Here is a 13,009-nt window from a genome sequence, read left to right as displayed (position 1 = left end):
GAGTTTTTTTGTCAAGTTAGAATTTCACAATTTCTTAACCCAAATCAAACAAGGGTTGCTTTTATCCCAAAGTTCAGGAAAAATTTCTAACTTTTTAAAGCCCTGAGCCTGATAAAAAGCGTTAGTTCTGTCATAGGTAGGATAATAACCTGGTGCTACCGTTTTTACTTGCAGATAGGATGCTTTTTGACGAGCAGATTTTTCTAAAACTTCTAGAAGTTGACTACCAATTCCCGCTCTATGATAGAATTTCTTAACAGCTAAGCAGTCAATCTCTGCACAATCTTCACTAGAATAAGATAAGCTTACAAAGCCAGCCAATTTACTCTCCTGATAAGCAACCCAAACTTGTAAATCCCTAGCTCCTTCAATGTAAGCTTGTGTACTTTCAGGTATTCCAAACCATTCTGGTAGATCCTTTAAAACTTCACTGACTGCTATCATCTTTTGTTTTTCTTCCTTCACTTCTTCAATCGCTACCATCTTTAAATCCTTTCATGTTTTAAGCTTTAGGACTAAACATATTTTCCATCTTACGAACCCGCACTTTCGTAGGCATCCAATCCCCTATCCCAGAGTTTGAGCGAAATGAAAAAGAAAACAAGGGAAATCAGAATCAAACCACCAATGTTAAAGAGCCCATTTTTGTCCTGCAAGAAATAGCTAGCAGGATAGTAGGCTGTAAAAGCAAAAGGAACGATAAAACTAATCAACCAACGAAGGAGCGAATTGTAAATGGAAATCGGGTACTTGGCAAAATCATTAAACATATAGAAAATGTAAATCATAGCACCTGACTGCTTGGTCCAAAAAGCGATACTGGCTGTCGCGATTTTCAAAGAAGTATAAATCAGGGTCGCAAAAGGAATGCAGACTAGGAAAAGCAAGAACTTGGGAATAGTCCAAGTAATGCTAGAGAACGTTGTCGCTAGTAAAATTCCACCGACCAAGAGCTCACCCAAGGCATCAATCTGAAAAGTCTCGACTAGGATGTGAAAGAGAGGATTGATAGGACGAGTCAGATACTTGTCAAACTCTCCCTTTCTCACCAATCGTTGCCCCAGTGCCCAGAGATTGTCAAAAAAGAGATGGTCCAGTCCCTTGGGAATCAAGGAAAAACCATAGATAAAGGCAATCTCTTGAAAGGTCCAGCCTTCTAGCGAGGGGATGTGTTGAAAGATGACATTGAGAAACAAGAGGTTCAAGCCTTGGGTCAGGAAGACACCTAAAACACCAACCACAAAATCAACCTTATATTCCATGATTTGCTTGATGTATTGTCTGATAAAAATCAGATGCATGCGCTGATATTTTTTCATACTAACCTCCTTGAATGGTGATAAATGACTGGACTCTTTTCCAAATCAACTGAGACAAGCCCACCATCACTAAGAGCCAGAAAAACTGTAGCAAAAGCGCTTGATGAATCTGACTGGCATCGTATTTCCCAACAATAATCATAACCGGAGTGTAAATCAAGGATGAAAAAGGCAAAAAGGAAAGAATATTTGAAACAATTTTAGGAAAGAAAGCCAAGGGAATCAAACTCCCCGACATAAAGGCAATCAGAGAATTCTTGAGCAGATTGGAGCCCCATAGATTTTTAAACACAAAGGCTGAAAATCCAAAGCAGATATTAAAGAAAAAGTTGATCAGATAGGCTAGCGTTAAGCTAAAGAGATAAATCAAGGTTAGTCCTAAAACTTCTAAAATGCCTTGCCCAGAGAGGATTTTCATCAAGACAACAACACTTAAAAATGGCAGTCCAACAGAGATAAAAATCAACCACTTGGATCCAAGTTCCGTAAAGAGGTAAGAAGCTGCAAAATGAACTGGTCTCAGCAAGCGCATGATAATGGAGCCGTCCTTTACCTCCTCTCCAATCATAAAAGAACTATCAGACCTAGCCAAAAGATTAGTCACAAAACTCATTATAATATATAGGGTAATATCCGCCATACTGAAGCCCTGAATCAAAGACTCCTGCGAGGAATCGAAGACTGCCTTCCAAAGATAAAAAGCGACAAAGGCCCCCATGACATCGCCAATCCGATAGAGAATAAAGTTTACTCGATAGGTAATCAACTCCTGAATCCCTGCATTGATAAAGGGTTTATAACGTCTCCACAATTTGACCATCTTAGAGCTCCTTTCGGTAGAAGCGACGGATAATATCTTCAATATCCGTATCCACCATCTTCAAATCGCGAATCTCAAAATCAGACAGGGTTTGCTTGATAATATCAGCCGACTGGTAGTGGGAACTATCGAATTCAATATTAAGGCTATTTCCTTGTCTATCAATGGTCATATCCGGCAAGCCTTCATAGTGAGAAACTAGATGACTTTGCCCTGGTACCAGTTCAAAGGAAAGAGTCTTCATCTTGCCAAAGGTCTCCTTGAGCTGGCTCACCGTTCCATCAAAAATCTCCTGCCCCTTGTCAATCATAAAAATCCGATCACAAAGTTGCTCAATATCACTCAAGTCATGAGTGGTCAAGAGAATGGTTGTTTCTTCCTCCTGATTGATCTGGGTGATAGCCCGACGAATGTTATCCTTGACCGACACATCCAAACCAATGGTCGGCTCATCTAAAAAGAGAACCTTGGGATTGTGGAGCAAGGAAGCCGCAATGTCCGCCCGCATCCGTTGACCCAGTGAAAGAGTCCGCACGGGGTCTTTGATAAATTCCTTCAAATCCAAGACTTCATTCAAAAAGTCCATGCGTTTATGGAAGAGCGAGTCTGGCACATCATAAATTTCCTTCAAGACTGTATAGGTCTCTTGCAGTGCCAAATCCCACCATAGCTGGGTTCGTTGCCCGAAGACCACTCCAATATCCTTGACATAGTCTTGGCGATTGTCCTGCGGAATCTTGCCGTTAATCCGACACAAACCAGATGTCGGTTTCAAAATCCCGGTCAGCATTTTAATGGTTGTTGACTTCCCAGCACCATTGGCTCCGATGAAACCTAAAATCTGCCCTTTTGGAACCTCAAAGGTTAAATCCTTGACCGCTTCAAAGGTCTGCTTTTCAGGATGAATAAAGGAGCGCAAAGCTCCTTTCAAGCCTGGTTCCTTAACTGTTTTTACAAAATTTTTCTGAAGATGCTCTACTTCTATCATTGCCATACGTTTCTCAATATCCTATCATTCATTCATCTTACAAACCATTTTCCTACCAAACTCAGGAAAATAGAATCTTATCTCCTCACTATACTACCACTTTTACTTCCAAACTAACATAGGAAATTCAAAAATAATTATCATATTTTATCACACACCAAAAAACCCACCCTTACGGGCAGGTTTCTGTTTTGTAGTCTTCAGCTAGATTAAGCTTTACCTTCTGAACATAGTTGATTAACTCTTTTAATCATTTCTTCTAAACTTACGTTCTTCAATTGTCCTTTAATGACAAGTTCTGTAATCTTCTCATACCCAAACACCGAAAAAACTATGACAGCTAGCAATCCAATGCCACCAAGCATTCCAAATGAACCTAGTGTAGCCAAAGCTGCAGTTAAAGCAGCCTCAATATAGGTTAGAGCTTTCATGAATCCCAAACCACTCTGGCAAATCAGTTAGAATATCTGCCGCAAGAGAAGATTTTTCATCCTTATTTATACCCTCTCTTACTTGAATCATTTTTCTCTTCCACCATCTCAATCCAAGAGTCAAAATACTGCTCCATAAAATAGGTCTGGTCTGCAATCAAACATTTATCAACCTTCTCATCCAAGGGTGCCAAAACTCACTTGTCTTCTATATCATCACGACGGCGAATGATGGCAACTAACTTTCCAGTAAAGACTTCCAGAGGCTTTGACTTTTTACAAGAAACAATATAAACATCTTGCTCTTCGCCATCTCCCCCCATCAGTTCAGGTATGTAGCCATAGTTAATCGGATAGACATTCCCAAAAGAATCTTCAACCCCCACCGGCCGATCAATGACACCACTAAATATTCTCTCTTTGAATTTCAACTTTTCATTTCCTTCGTAGTATACTTTCTAGCCTCATTATACAAGAAAAATCCCGCCGTAGCGAGATTTTAAAAATATTTTTCTAAGAGATAATTTTATATAAACAATTACTATATTCTTAATTCACTTATTGATTCAATTCAGTAAAAATCAATCTAGCTTCATCGCTAGACATACTACGATCAGTATTGTCAAATTTTGTTGAGACAATTTGTCCTTCTTCAAGTTTAACAGCAACATCCATATTTCCTGGATTGTATCTTTGCTCAATGGTTTTACCTGTTGAAGTATCCAAAATATTAATGGACCATCCTGAACTTGTCAATTCAGGATTCATATTCGCATTAGAACTAAGCTTATAGGTACCAGGCTTAATATCACGTCCAACAATATACTCTCCGATGCCCAGCTCATTGCTCATTTGAACTTTAGCTGGGACAGCGGTAAATTTAATTTTGGAGATATTACTGAATTTCAACACATCTCCTCTAAACAAAATTAGTCGTATTTTAGAAGGGTAATCCAGCCCTGAACCTGGAGCCGAACCAATATAATTTATAAAAAGCGTTCTGACAGCCTCTCTAGTTCCTGTGATATTTCCGCTCCCGCCAGTAATTTCTAAATCATAAATCCCTTGTTGAACATCTCCTTCTTCTCCTACAACTACATCTCCAGTTACATAAATTTCATCTGTAGATTTTGAATTCGCAGCAGCTCTATTCATGATATCAACAACAGTATTCTTTTCACTTGATGAATCTTCATTTCCTGAATTTTCTTCTTCAGTAACATCCTCTGTTTCCGATGTAGATTTTGTTTCTACTTTGGGATTATTTTTAGATGAATCAGAAGTATCTGACGCAGTATTCGAACGACAAGCAACCAACATAGAACTAGCTATAAAAAGCATTAACAATAATTTAGTGTTTTTCATATTCACACTACCTCCCAATATTACCTAAACTTTACTTTATTTTACCACACACAATCACTCGAAACAATATCTATTCTAAAAAAGAACTAAATTCATATATTTCTAAACTATCTAAGCGTAATCCAGTTAAAATTATCGATTCACTAAACAAACTACTTAAAAACTTTCTCTAGTCAATCTAACATCAAAGCCGAACTAAAAAATCCCGCCGTAGCGAGATTTTCTATCTATAGCCTAATTAAGCTTTACCTTCTGAACCGAATACATCGATACGTTCTTCAACTGATGCTTGGATAGCTTTTACACCGTCAGCCAAGAATTTACGTGGGTCGAAGAGTTTCTTCTTGTCGTATTCTGCTTCGTTTGCTTCGTAGTCACGAGCAAATTTACGAGTTGCGTTAGCGAATGCGATTTGGCATTCAGTGTTAACGTTAACTTTGGCAACACCAAGTTTAATAGCTGCTTGGATTTGGTCATCAGGAATACCTGAACCACCGTGCAATACGATTGGGAAGCCTGGAAGAGCTTCTGTCAATTTCTTCAAGTGGTCAAGGTCAAGACCTTCCCAGTTTGCTGGGTATGGGCCGTGGATGTTACCGATACCAGCTGCCAAGAAGTCGATTCCAGTTTCAACCATTGCTTTAGCGTCTTCGATTGGAGCCAATTCACCTTTACCGATGATACCGTCTTCTTCACCACCAATAGTACCAACTTCAGCTTCTACTGAGATACCTTTAGCGTGTGCTTTTTCAACAACATCTTTAGCCAATTTAAGGTTTTCTTCTACTGGAAGGTGTGAACCATCAAACATGATAGAAGTGTAACCAACTTCAATACACTCAAGTGCATCTTCGTAGTGACCATGGTCCAAGTGAATTGCAACTGGTACAGTGATGCCCATTGATTCTACAAGGTTAGCGATTAAGTTACGAGCAACTTTGTAGCCACCCATGTATTTAGCAGCACCCATTGAAGTTTGGATAAGCACTGGTGCTTTCTTTGCTTCTGCCGCACGCAGGATAGCTTGAGTCCACTCAAGGTTGTTTGTGTTGAATCCACCAACTGCGTAACCATTGTCACGAGCTGCTTGGACAAATTTTTCTGCTGAAACGATTGCCATTCTTATCAGGCCTCCTCTTATTTTTTGTGGTTAAACCACTTACATTGTTTATTTTATCACTTTTTCACTAAAATTGCTAGTTTTTCCTGAAATTTTAAAGAATTGCAGGGAGACGCTTAGCCTTTTTAAGCGTCTCTAGTGTAAAAAGAAAAAGCTGACCGAAGTCAGCTTACTTGATGCGGAGAGAGGGACTTGAACCCTCACGACCTAAAGCGGTCACAGGATCCTTAGTCCTGCGCGTCTGCCAATTCCGCCATCCCCGCGATTGAGTACCTTACTAGTATAACAGGACAGCTAAGGCTTGTCAAGAAAATTTTTTAGTTTATTTCAAAAAATCAACTTTCTACTCAATCAACAAAATTGGGAAATCTAAGCGAAAATGAAGCTAAGGCAGGAACACAGAAAACTCAGTGCTGCTGAGTCGCAATAAAGACAGCCACCGTTTGGTCGGGATCGTATTTTTCAAAGTCAATAGTGTAGTCCCGATGTAGCTCACCTGTTTCTTCTGCCTGCCAAATCCTCTGCCAAGCATGAAGAATCGCTTGAGGATCCTCCTTATCAGCCTCAAATACTTGATAGGTCTGCTCAGATGTGTCAAAATCATAGACTTCCCCATCTGTCAAACGGCAGATAGAGAGACTATAGTCTCCTTTGTAATCACTGGCATAGTCATGATAGACGGCATAGATCGGTTCCCCTTGGGCAAAAGCTTCTTTCACCGCTTCCTCTTGTTCCTGCCAGAGAGCTTGGATTTTTTCTATACAATGCTCATCTTGAAAATTATTAGTACGAATACTAGCTAAAATGTTTAGAAACATCTTCTTCCCTCCTTTTGTTTTTCATTATAACATTTCTCTAAAAAAGTCGCTTAGGTCAGACAAAACTAGTCTATCTCTCCTGACTCTTTTCTACCGCTGCCGTAACAAAGGCCGTATAAAGACCTTCAGGTCGGTTCGGTCGGCTGGAAAGCTCTGGGTGGTACTGACAGGCCACGAAGAATTTATTTTCTGGGATTTCCACTATTTCGACCAAGCGATTGTCTGGTGAAACTCCTGAAAATACAAATCCAGCTGCCTCAAACTGCTCGCGGAAAGCATTGTTAAACTCATAACGATGACGGTGACGGCGCTGCACGACTTCTTGATAGTCGTAAGCCGCTGCTGCCTTAGAGCCACTCTTAAGTTTAGAAGGATAGAGCCCCAATCTCAGCGTTCCACCCAAGTCTTCGACATCAATCTGATCACGCATGAGGTCAATAATCGGATACGGTGTGTCTGGATTGAGCTCCGCTGAGTTGGCATCTGCCAATCCTAGGACATGACGGGCGAATTCGACACAGGTTAACTGCATGCCCAAACAAATCCCCAACATAGGCACATCCTGCTCACGCGCATATCGGATTGCCTGAATCTTACCCTCAGTTCCTCTCTGACCAAAGCCGCCCGGAACGATAATCCCATCCGCACTTCCAAGAAGCTCTACGGCGTTTTCGGCAGTTACCTGATTCGCATCAATCCAGTCAATCTTAACTTCCGCATCATTGGCATAGCCGGCATGCTTGAGCGCTTCGACAACTGAAATATAGGCATCTGGCAACTCGACATACTTGCCGACCAGAGCAATTCGGACCTGCTTTTTCAGACTCATTACTTTCTCTACCATGGCTGACCACTCTGTCATATCCGATGCCGGCGCATCCAGCTTCAGATGGTCACAGACAATTTGGTCCATCTTTTGGGCCTGCAAATTAAGAGGAATTTGGTAGAGGTGCTCTACATCCAGTGACTCAATGACCGCCTCCGGCGCCACATCACAGAATTGAGCCAGTTTGTTTTTGATATTTTGTCCAGCTGGCTTCTCTGTGCGGATGACCAGCATATTAGGCTGAATCCCCAGACCTCGCAGCTCTTTGACAGAATGTTGAGTCGGTTTGGTCTTCATTTCACCGGCTGCCTTGAGATAGGGCAGGAGGGTCGTATGGATATACATGACATTGTCTGCTCCGACGTCCGCCTTCATCTGGCGCAAAGCTTCTAAGAAAGGAAGAGACTCGATATCCCCCACTGTGCCACCGACCTCGGTGATAATCACATCCGAGTCCGTCGTCCGTGCAGCCCGCTTGATCTTATCCTTGAGAGCATCTGTAATATGTGGAATGACTTGAACCGTCGCCCCCAGATACTCGCCTTTACGCTCCTTGCGCAGGACTTCGCTATAGATTTTACCAGTGGTGACATTGGAGTATTTATTGAGATTAATGTCAATAAAACGCTCATAATGCCCCAAATCCAGATCCGTCTCGGCTCCATCATCTGTGACAAAGACTTCCCCATGCTGGTAAGGGCTCATGGTGCCGGGATCAATGTTGATATAGGGGTCAAATTTCTGAATCGTAACCTTGAGGCCTCGGTTCTTTAAAAGTCGGCCCAAGCTAGCTGCCACAATCCCTTTCCCGATAGAAGAAACTACACCGCCTGTGACAAAAATATATTTAGTTGACATACATGCTCCTTTTCATAAAACAATTCGTTCCAGCAAGCATCACAGTTGCTGAAAACTTAGCTATAGGAGGATTTTCCATAATCTGTCTGAAAAAGAAAAATAGCTCCCTGAACACAGGAAGCTCTGACCTCTAAAAGAGGTGCCCGAACAGTATGATATCGCAAACCTAAAAAATTGTCAAATGTTTTCATTCGGTTTTCATCCATTCTCACCAATGCTAATGACATGTGTTTCAAATTCTACATCGGGCATGCATTCTGCTAAATCGAGTCGGATTCCTTTCAAAATTTCCGACACCCTATCTTAAGAATCTTCATGCTGTTTCTCACCATTCTGATAAGAATTCTGCCTGCCGATTATCATCTCTGATTTTTTTAACCTTTTGAATAAATAAAAATCTAATAATAAAGCACAGGGCATTCAAGATGACAAACATATAAACAAAAGTAATCCAGTTGAGCTGGAATGGCATATAGTCCCCTGTCTGAAGAGAAGTCATAATCTGGATATTCCTTGCAGCATAGATGGCTACAGGCAGAGTGAGCAAGAAAAGTAGATTGCTGATCACAATGTAGGGGTTAAGCAGGATACGATAAACCTCTTTCTCCTCATATCCTAGTAAATCAAACATCAATAGAGTCTTCATATTACCATTCAAGCCAATAAACACTGCTAGGTAAATCAATAAACATCCCGTTATGACACCGATACTTTGGTTGATAATAGCGCTTGCTTTGTTAGAAGTCTGACTTCTTTGTACAGCTGATAATTTTTCCTCTAGGGAGCGAGTTTTTCCCCTACCTTTTTCTTGAACGTTATTGGTCAATCTGCCATTAAAACGATCATCAGCTTCATTTACCATAGCGGATGCTTGGTCTCTTGGAATATATATCGTCTTTAAATCAGCATTCTCCGCAAATCCAGCTATCTTTATCTGATGCCGCTTTCCCTTTACTCTTAACTCTAGAGTATCCCCAACTTTAAGACCATAATTCTCTCGCAATTCAGGATTTACAAAGACACCTTGTGTGGGATCTAGAATTTCTCCCTTACTGCCAATCAGCTGAAACAAGTCATTTTGGCTTGTAAGCGAAAGGGCCTGATAGGCTATAGTTTCGCCTTTTATCATTAGATCAACATCGTATCTCAGATAGGTTACAGAATCTGAAGCTGACTCAGCCTCCTCCTTTCGGTAGTTATCATAGCTGATATCATAAGAATAGTGCCGGCCGGCCTTCTGAGATTCAAGGATTTTAGAGGAGCTAAAAGTAAGAGACAGGCTTAAGACAAACATGATGCTAAACGTAACGATAGCAATCAACAAGAGACCTAAGGTGCTGAAATGATTTAGAGTTAGCTTAAATTTGAATTTATGCTTCATCGGCAGCTTTTGAATCAGCTTCTCCATCAAACCAGGACGTATGCTTTTTCCGTCAGTCTGTTTCATCATTAGAGCAAGGTCTGTCTTTCTCACTGTCAGTCCTGCCAAATAAGTAAGAGCTCCTAAGAAAAGACTTAGGAAGAGGGTTCCCGTCATAACCGACTGCAGAGAAAGTCCTTTACTCAACCCTTGAACGAGATAGGTCTGGCTATTAGCAGAAAGTAGGATATCGGATCCCCAGAAACCCAAGACTAAGCTAATCAAGGAACTGATCAAGGATAACCCGCTGATTAATAGCGCATAGATTGCCAGCATACTGGAGAAGGAAAAGCCAAGGGACATCAGCTGGGCTAGCTGTACTTGATTTCTTTGGAGCGTTCCTCTGATGAATAAGGATAAAATGAGAGAGAAAATGGCTACCATGGAGACAGTAATGTTTCGAATCAAGGCCTGATTACTTTTCAAAGCTGTGAAATAATTAGCCTCATTGCCCGATAATTGCTCTCCACCTAAACGAAGTAAATTAGCATCAATCGCGAAATGAACGAAGAAGTACATAAAGGAAGTGAAGATTATAATCAGAGATAGAATAGACACCATAGTCCTCTTGGCCAAAAAGTCTCTGGATAGATATTTAAATAGCAAATCCATATTAAATCTCCCAACTCATTTGATTCGGCGACAGCTTCTCCATATTCATGTCGTCCCTAACAATACGGCCATCTTCTAAGAGCAGTATTCGGTCAGCTGTTCTGGCAATTTCTCGATTATGTGTCGTAAAAAGGATACTGGTTCCGTAGGTTTGCTTGATAGTATGCAATAAAACAATAATGTTCTTACTATTTTCGCTGTCCAGAGCGCCTGTCGCCTCATCACAAAACAAAATAGTTGGTTTCTTAATCACAGCTCTGGCAATGCAGACCCTCTGCTGCTCACCTCCCGACAGCTGATGAGGATATTTGTTTAAAAGCTTCTCAATTCCCAGTAGTGAAGCCAATTCTTCTAGATCCGCTGCCTCTGCGGCATACTTGCTGCCCAGCTGAATATTCTCCTCAACTGTCAGATTAGGAATTAGCATGTAGTGCTGAAAGACCAAACCAATGTCTTCTCTCCTAAACTTGGCCACTGCCGATTTACTCAGCTGACCTATCTCCTTTCCTTTATATAAGACCTGTCCAGAACTTGGTTTCAGTAGAGAAGATAGGATATTCAGCATCGTTGACTTTCCTGATCCACTGTGACCCAAGATTGCTACAAACTGCTGATGATCAATTTTTAGGTCCGTATTCTGCAGGACATACTTGTCCTCATATTTTTTACTGATTGATTTAGATTCTAATAGCGCTTCTGTCATGGCACACTCCTTTTCTTTGTTTATTATACCATTTTTTATTGAGTAATGTCTCCTATTTTCAGAAAAGCTAAGTGAGATCATTTTCCACCGTTCTCATTTTTTCAACCACGACTCTGACAAAAGAAATCGAAAAGCATTTAAAAAAGCTCCCTAAAAACAGGAAGCAGCTAGTCAGCGAAAATCAAAATTGGAAAGCCTCTTCCAGTTAATTTTCCTCAATACTAATGACATGTGTTTCAAATTCTACATCAGGCATACACTCTGCTAAATCGTGTCGGATTCGTTCCAAGGCTTCCAGACGCATTTCGACAGAGGTATTGGCATTCCCCTGAATGATGAAAATGGCATCCTTGGTCTCCTCATCAAACTTATAATACTCGCTGTCACGGACATCCAGCCAAGCCAAAATGCCTTTGGCATCCCGATAGACATAGTCCGTCTTGGCAACATGCTTCTCCTTGGACAAAATAGGCAGAAAAACATCTTCCTTCTGGCTTACAGTGAATTCTATCTGACCATCAATCTTATCAAAATCATGCCCACCAATAGCCAGTAGAGAATGTAGGGCTTCGACATTATAAATATCAATAATGCTATTAATACGAGGGAGCGAGCCTCGGTGCTGGATATTGCGAATCAGAGCAGGAACCGTCGGAGGATTTTTCTTGACACTGCGACCTACGCGCTGCAGTATTTCCACATAACCTTGAACCACTGACGACTCAAGCACCTCATCCAAGTCACATTCCAGAGCCCAGTCTTCCATTTCCTTTTTCTTTTTTAGAAATGAGGGTGACAGTTCTGCATGCGGATTAACATTCTTGGCAATCCCGATAGCAACACTTTTTATGCCTAGTTCACCCAGACTCTTATCAATGACAAATTTCATAGCAGTCTTCCTCCATCTATTCTTTATTAAATTTTATTAGTATTCTACACCTTCCGAACTTATATTTCAAGGAATATTAAAAGAAACAAGGGATTTCGTCCCTTGTTTCTTTTGGTTGATTTATTCTTCCTCTTCAGTCTCCGAGTCTTCGTCAGAGTAGTCGTCATCTTCTTCGTTGAGTTCGACTTCTTCACCTAGATCATCTGGAGCGATTTCGTTGATTTCTGCATCATAAGCTTCCACTTCATTCTTCTCATCGTCTGGATTTTCCTCATCGTATGAGAGAGCTGGATCTGCTTCGTAGCCGTCCTCATCTTCTGGATCGTCATCGCTGTAGTCAATGGCATCCTCGTCGCCATCCATAAAGGCGTTGACGCGTTTCTTCTTGCGTTTCTTAGGTGCGTCGTCCTCATCAGTCTCTTCCAAGGCGATGATTTCTTCATCCACTTCGTCGATAGCATACCATGAACGCAGGCCCCATTTATTATCTCCCAGCGGAATAAAGCTGCCGTCTACATTGAGTTCTGTGTAGAATAAAGGCAGAGCATCACGAATCTCACTGTTTGATTTTTCCAGATAGTTTTGAATTTCATTGACCAGATCATTAAAATACATCTCATGGTCGCGGCCGCGGGCTTCCAAAATGGCACGCGCCACTTCAATCATAGAAAGCTCACTTTTTTCCTGTCCAGCAAATACTTCTAATTCCAAAGTTGATCTCCTTTAAGATTAAGTAAAGGCTTGTCGCCCTCTTGCAATTTTTCGCTACTTTCTATTGTACGATAAATTTCTATTTTCGTCAAAAGAAAATCCAGGAAAAATCATGGAACAAGTACAAAA

At 41.0% G+C, this 13,009-nt stretch carries 13 protein-coding genes, 1 tRNA gene and 2 pseudogenes; all 16 read right to left on the bottom strand.

Annotated elements, in window-relative coordinates; translation table 11 throughout:
• Nucleotides 1–24: 24 nt before the first annotated feature.
• The 16 genes and pseudogenes from FKX92_RS06770 to rpoE all read right to left on the bottom strand — a co-directional run bounded on the left by FKX92_RS06770 (nt 25) and on the right by rpoE (nt 12,880).
• A complete protein-coding gene (locus tag FKX92_RS06770; RefSeq protein ID WP_002902392.1) occupies nt 25–483 on the bottom strand; it encodes a GNAT family N-acetyltransferase in 459 nt (152 codons plus the stop codon).
• A gap of 50 nt (nt 484–533) precedes the next feature.
• A complete protein-coding gene (locus tag FKX92_RS06765; RefSeq protein ID WP_002905302.1) occupies nt 534–1,319 on the bottom strand; it encodes an ABC transporter permease in 786 nt (261 codons plus the stop codon).
• A 1-nt stretch (nt 1,320) separates the two neighbouring features.
• The gene (locus tag FKX92_RS06760) at nt 1,321–2,139 is read right to left on the bottom strand and encodes an ABC transporter permease (protein WP_149565883.1); all 819 of its coding nucleotides are present in this window, start codon (nt 2,137–2,139) and stop codon (nt 1,321–1,323) included.
• 1 nt (nt 2,140) lies between these two features.
• Nucleotides 2,141–3,133, bottom strand: coding sequence for an ABC transporter ATP-binding protein (locus tag FKX92_RS06755; RefSeq protein ID WP_149565882.1), 993 nt, complete (start codon nt 3,131–3,133; stop codon nt 2,141–2,143).
• A gap of 203 nt (nt 3,134–3,336) precedes the next feature.
• A complete protein-coding gene (locus tag FKX92_RS06750; RefSeq protein ID WP_149565881.1) occupies nt 3,337–3,558 on the bottom strand; it encodes a hypothetical protein in 222 nt (73 codons plus the stop codon).
• A 62-nt stretch (nt 3,559–3,620) separates the two neighbouring features.
• Nucleotides 3,621–3,989: pseudogene (locus FKX92_RS06745) on the bottom strand (inorganic diphosphatase).
• Between the two features lie 127 nt (nt 3,990–4,116).
• A complete protein-coding gene (locus FKX92_RS06740; protein ID WP_262405251.1) occupies nt 4,117–4,923 on the bottom strand; it encodes a hypothetical protein in 807 nt (268 codons plus the stop codon).
• Between the two features lie 238 nt (nt 4,924–5,161).
• Nucleotides 5,162–6,043, bottom strand: a complete 882-nt coding sequence (locus FKX92_RS06735; RefSeq protein WP_002893690.1) for a class II fructose-bisphosphate aldolase — start codon at nt 6,041–6,043, stop codon at nt 5,162–5,164.
• A gap of 177 nt (nt 6,044–6,220) precedes the next feature.
• A tRNA-Leu gene (locus tag FKX92_RS06730) sits at nt 6,221–6,306 on the bottom strand.
• Between the two features lie 144 nt (nt 6,307–6,450).
• Nucleotides 6,451–6,861 carry a GyrI-like domain-containing protein gene (locus FKX92_RS06725; protein ID WP_149565880.1) on the bottom strand — a complete coding sequence of 137 codons (411 nt, stop codon included), beginning with the start codon at nt 6,859–6,861 and terminating at the stop codon, nt 6,451–6,453.
• Nucleotides 6,862–6,931: 70 nt separating this feature from the next.
• Nucleotides 6,932–8,545 (bottom strand): CTP synthase, encoded by a 1,614-nt coding sequence (locus tag FKX92_RS06720; RefSeq protein ID WP_149565879.1) that lies wholly within the window; start codon nt 8,543–8,545, stop codon nt 6,932–6,934.
• Nucleotides 8,546–8,743: 198 nt separating this feature from the next.
• Nucleotides 8,744–8,836, bottom strand: a pseudogene (locus FKX92_RS12275) (B3/B4 domain-containing protein); the annotation flags it as partial.
• Nucleotides 8,837–8,870: 34 nt separating this feature from the next.
• On the bottom strand, nt 8,871–10,577 hold the full coding sequence (locus FKX92_RS06715) for an FtsX-like permease family protein (RefSeq protein WP_149565878.1): 1,707 nt from the start codon (nt 10,575–10,577) through the stop codon (nt 8,871–8,873).
• 1 nt (nt 10,578) lies between these two features.
• A complete protein-coding gene (locus tag FKX92_RS06710; RefSeq protein ID WP_149565877.1) occupies nt 10,579–11,280 on the bottom strand; it encodes an ABC transporter ATP-binding protein in 702 nt (233 codons plus the stop codon).
• Nucleotides 11,281–11,485: 205 nt separating this feature from the next.
• A complete protein-coding gene (locus tag FKX92_RS06705) occupies nt 11,486–12,169 on the bottom strand; it encodes a B3/B4 domain-containing protein (RefSeq protein ID WP_149565876.1) in 684 nt (227 codons plus the stop codon).
• A 120-nt stretch (nt 12,170–12,289) separates the two neighbouring features.
• On the bottom strand, nt 12,290–12,880 hold the full coding sequence (gene rpoE, locus FKX92_RS06700) for a DNA-directed RNA polymerase subunit delta (protein ID WP_002893700.1): 591 nt from the start codon (nt 12,878–12,880) through the stop codon (nt 12,290–12,292).
• Nucleotides 12,881–13,009 lie beyond the last annotated feature (129 nt).

The organism is Streptococcus sanguinis (assembly GCF_008329445.1).
Lineage (GTDB): Bacteria > Bacillota > Bacilli > Lactobacillales > Streptococcaceae > Streptococcus > Streptococcus sanguinis_O.
This window is presented reverse-complemented; position numbering and strand designations above follow the sequence as displayed.

Excerpts from the sequence above, each read along its gene's own strand:
- FKX92_RS06770 (WP_002902392.1), bottom strand. The coding sequence starts at position 483 with ATGGTAGCGATTGAAGAAGTGAAGGAAGAAAAACAAAAGATGATAGCA.
- FKX92_RS06765 (WP_002905302.1), bottom strand. The coding sequence starts at position 1,319 with ATGAAAAAATATCAGCGCATGCATCTGATTTTTATCAGACAATACATC.
- FKX92_RS06760 (WP_149565883.1), bottom strand. The coding sequence starts at position 2,139 with ATGGTCAAATTGTGGAGACGTTATAAACCCTTTATCAATGCAGGGATT.
- FKX92_RS06755 (WP_149565882.1), bottom strand. The coding sequence starts at position 3,133 with ATGGCAATGATAGAAGTAGAGCATCTTCAGAAAAATTTTGTAAAAACA.
- FKX92_RS06750 (WP_149565881.1), bottom strand. The coding sequence starts at position 3,558 with ATGAAAGCTCTAACCTATATTGAGGCTGCTTTAACTGCAGCTTTGGCT.
- FKX92_RS06740 (WP_262405251.1), bottom strand. The coding sequence starts at position 4,923 with ATGAAAAACACTAAATTATTGTTAATGCTTTTTATAGCTAGTTCTATG.
- FKX92_RS06735 (WP_002893690.1), bottom strand. The coding sequence starts at position 6,043 with ATGGCAATCGTTTCAGCAGAAAAATTTGTCCAAGCAGCTCGTGACAAT.
- FKX92_RS06725 (WP_149565880.1), bottom strand. The coding sequence starts at position 6,861 with ATGTTTCTAAACATTTTAGCTAGTATTCGTACTAATAATTTTCAAGAT.
- FKX92_RS06720 (WP_149565879.1), bottom strand. The coding sequence starts at position 8,545 with ATGTCAACTAAATATATTTTTGTCACAGGCGGTGTAGTTTCTTCTATC.
- FKX92_RS06715 (WP_149565878.1), bottom strand. The coding sequence starts at position 10,577 with ATGGATTTGCTATTTAAATATCTATCCAGAGACTTTTTGGCCAAGAGG.
- FKX92_RS06710 (WP_149565877.1), bottom strand. The coding sequence starts at position 11,280 with ATGACAGAAGCGCTATTAGAATCTAAATCAATCAGTAAAAAATATGAG.
- FKX92_RS06705 (WP_149565876.1), bottom strand. The coding sequence starts at position 12,169 with ATGAAATTTGTCATTGATAAGAGTCTGGGTGAACTAGGCATAAAAAGT.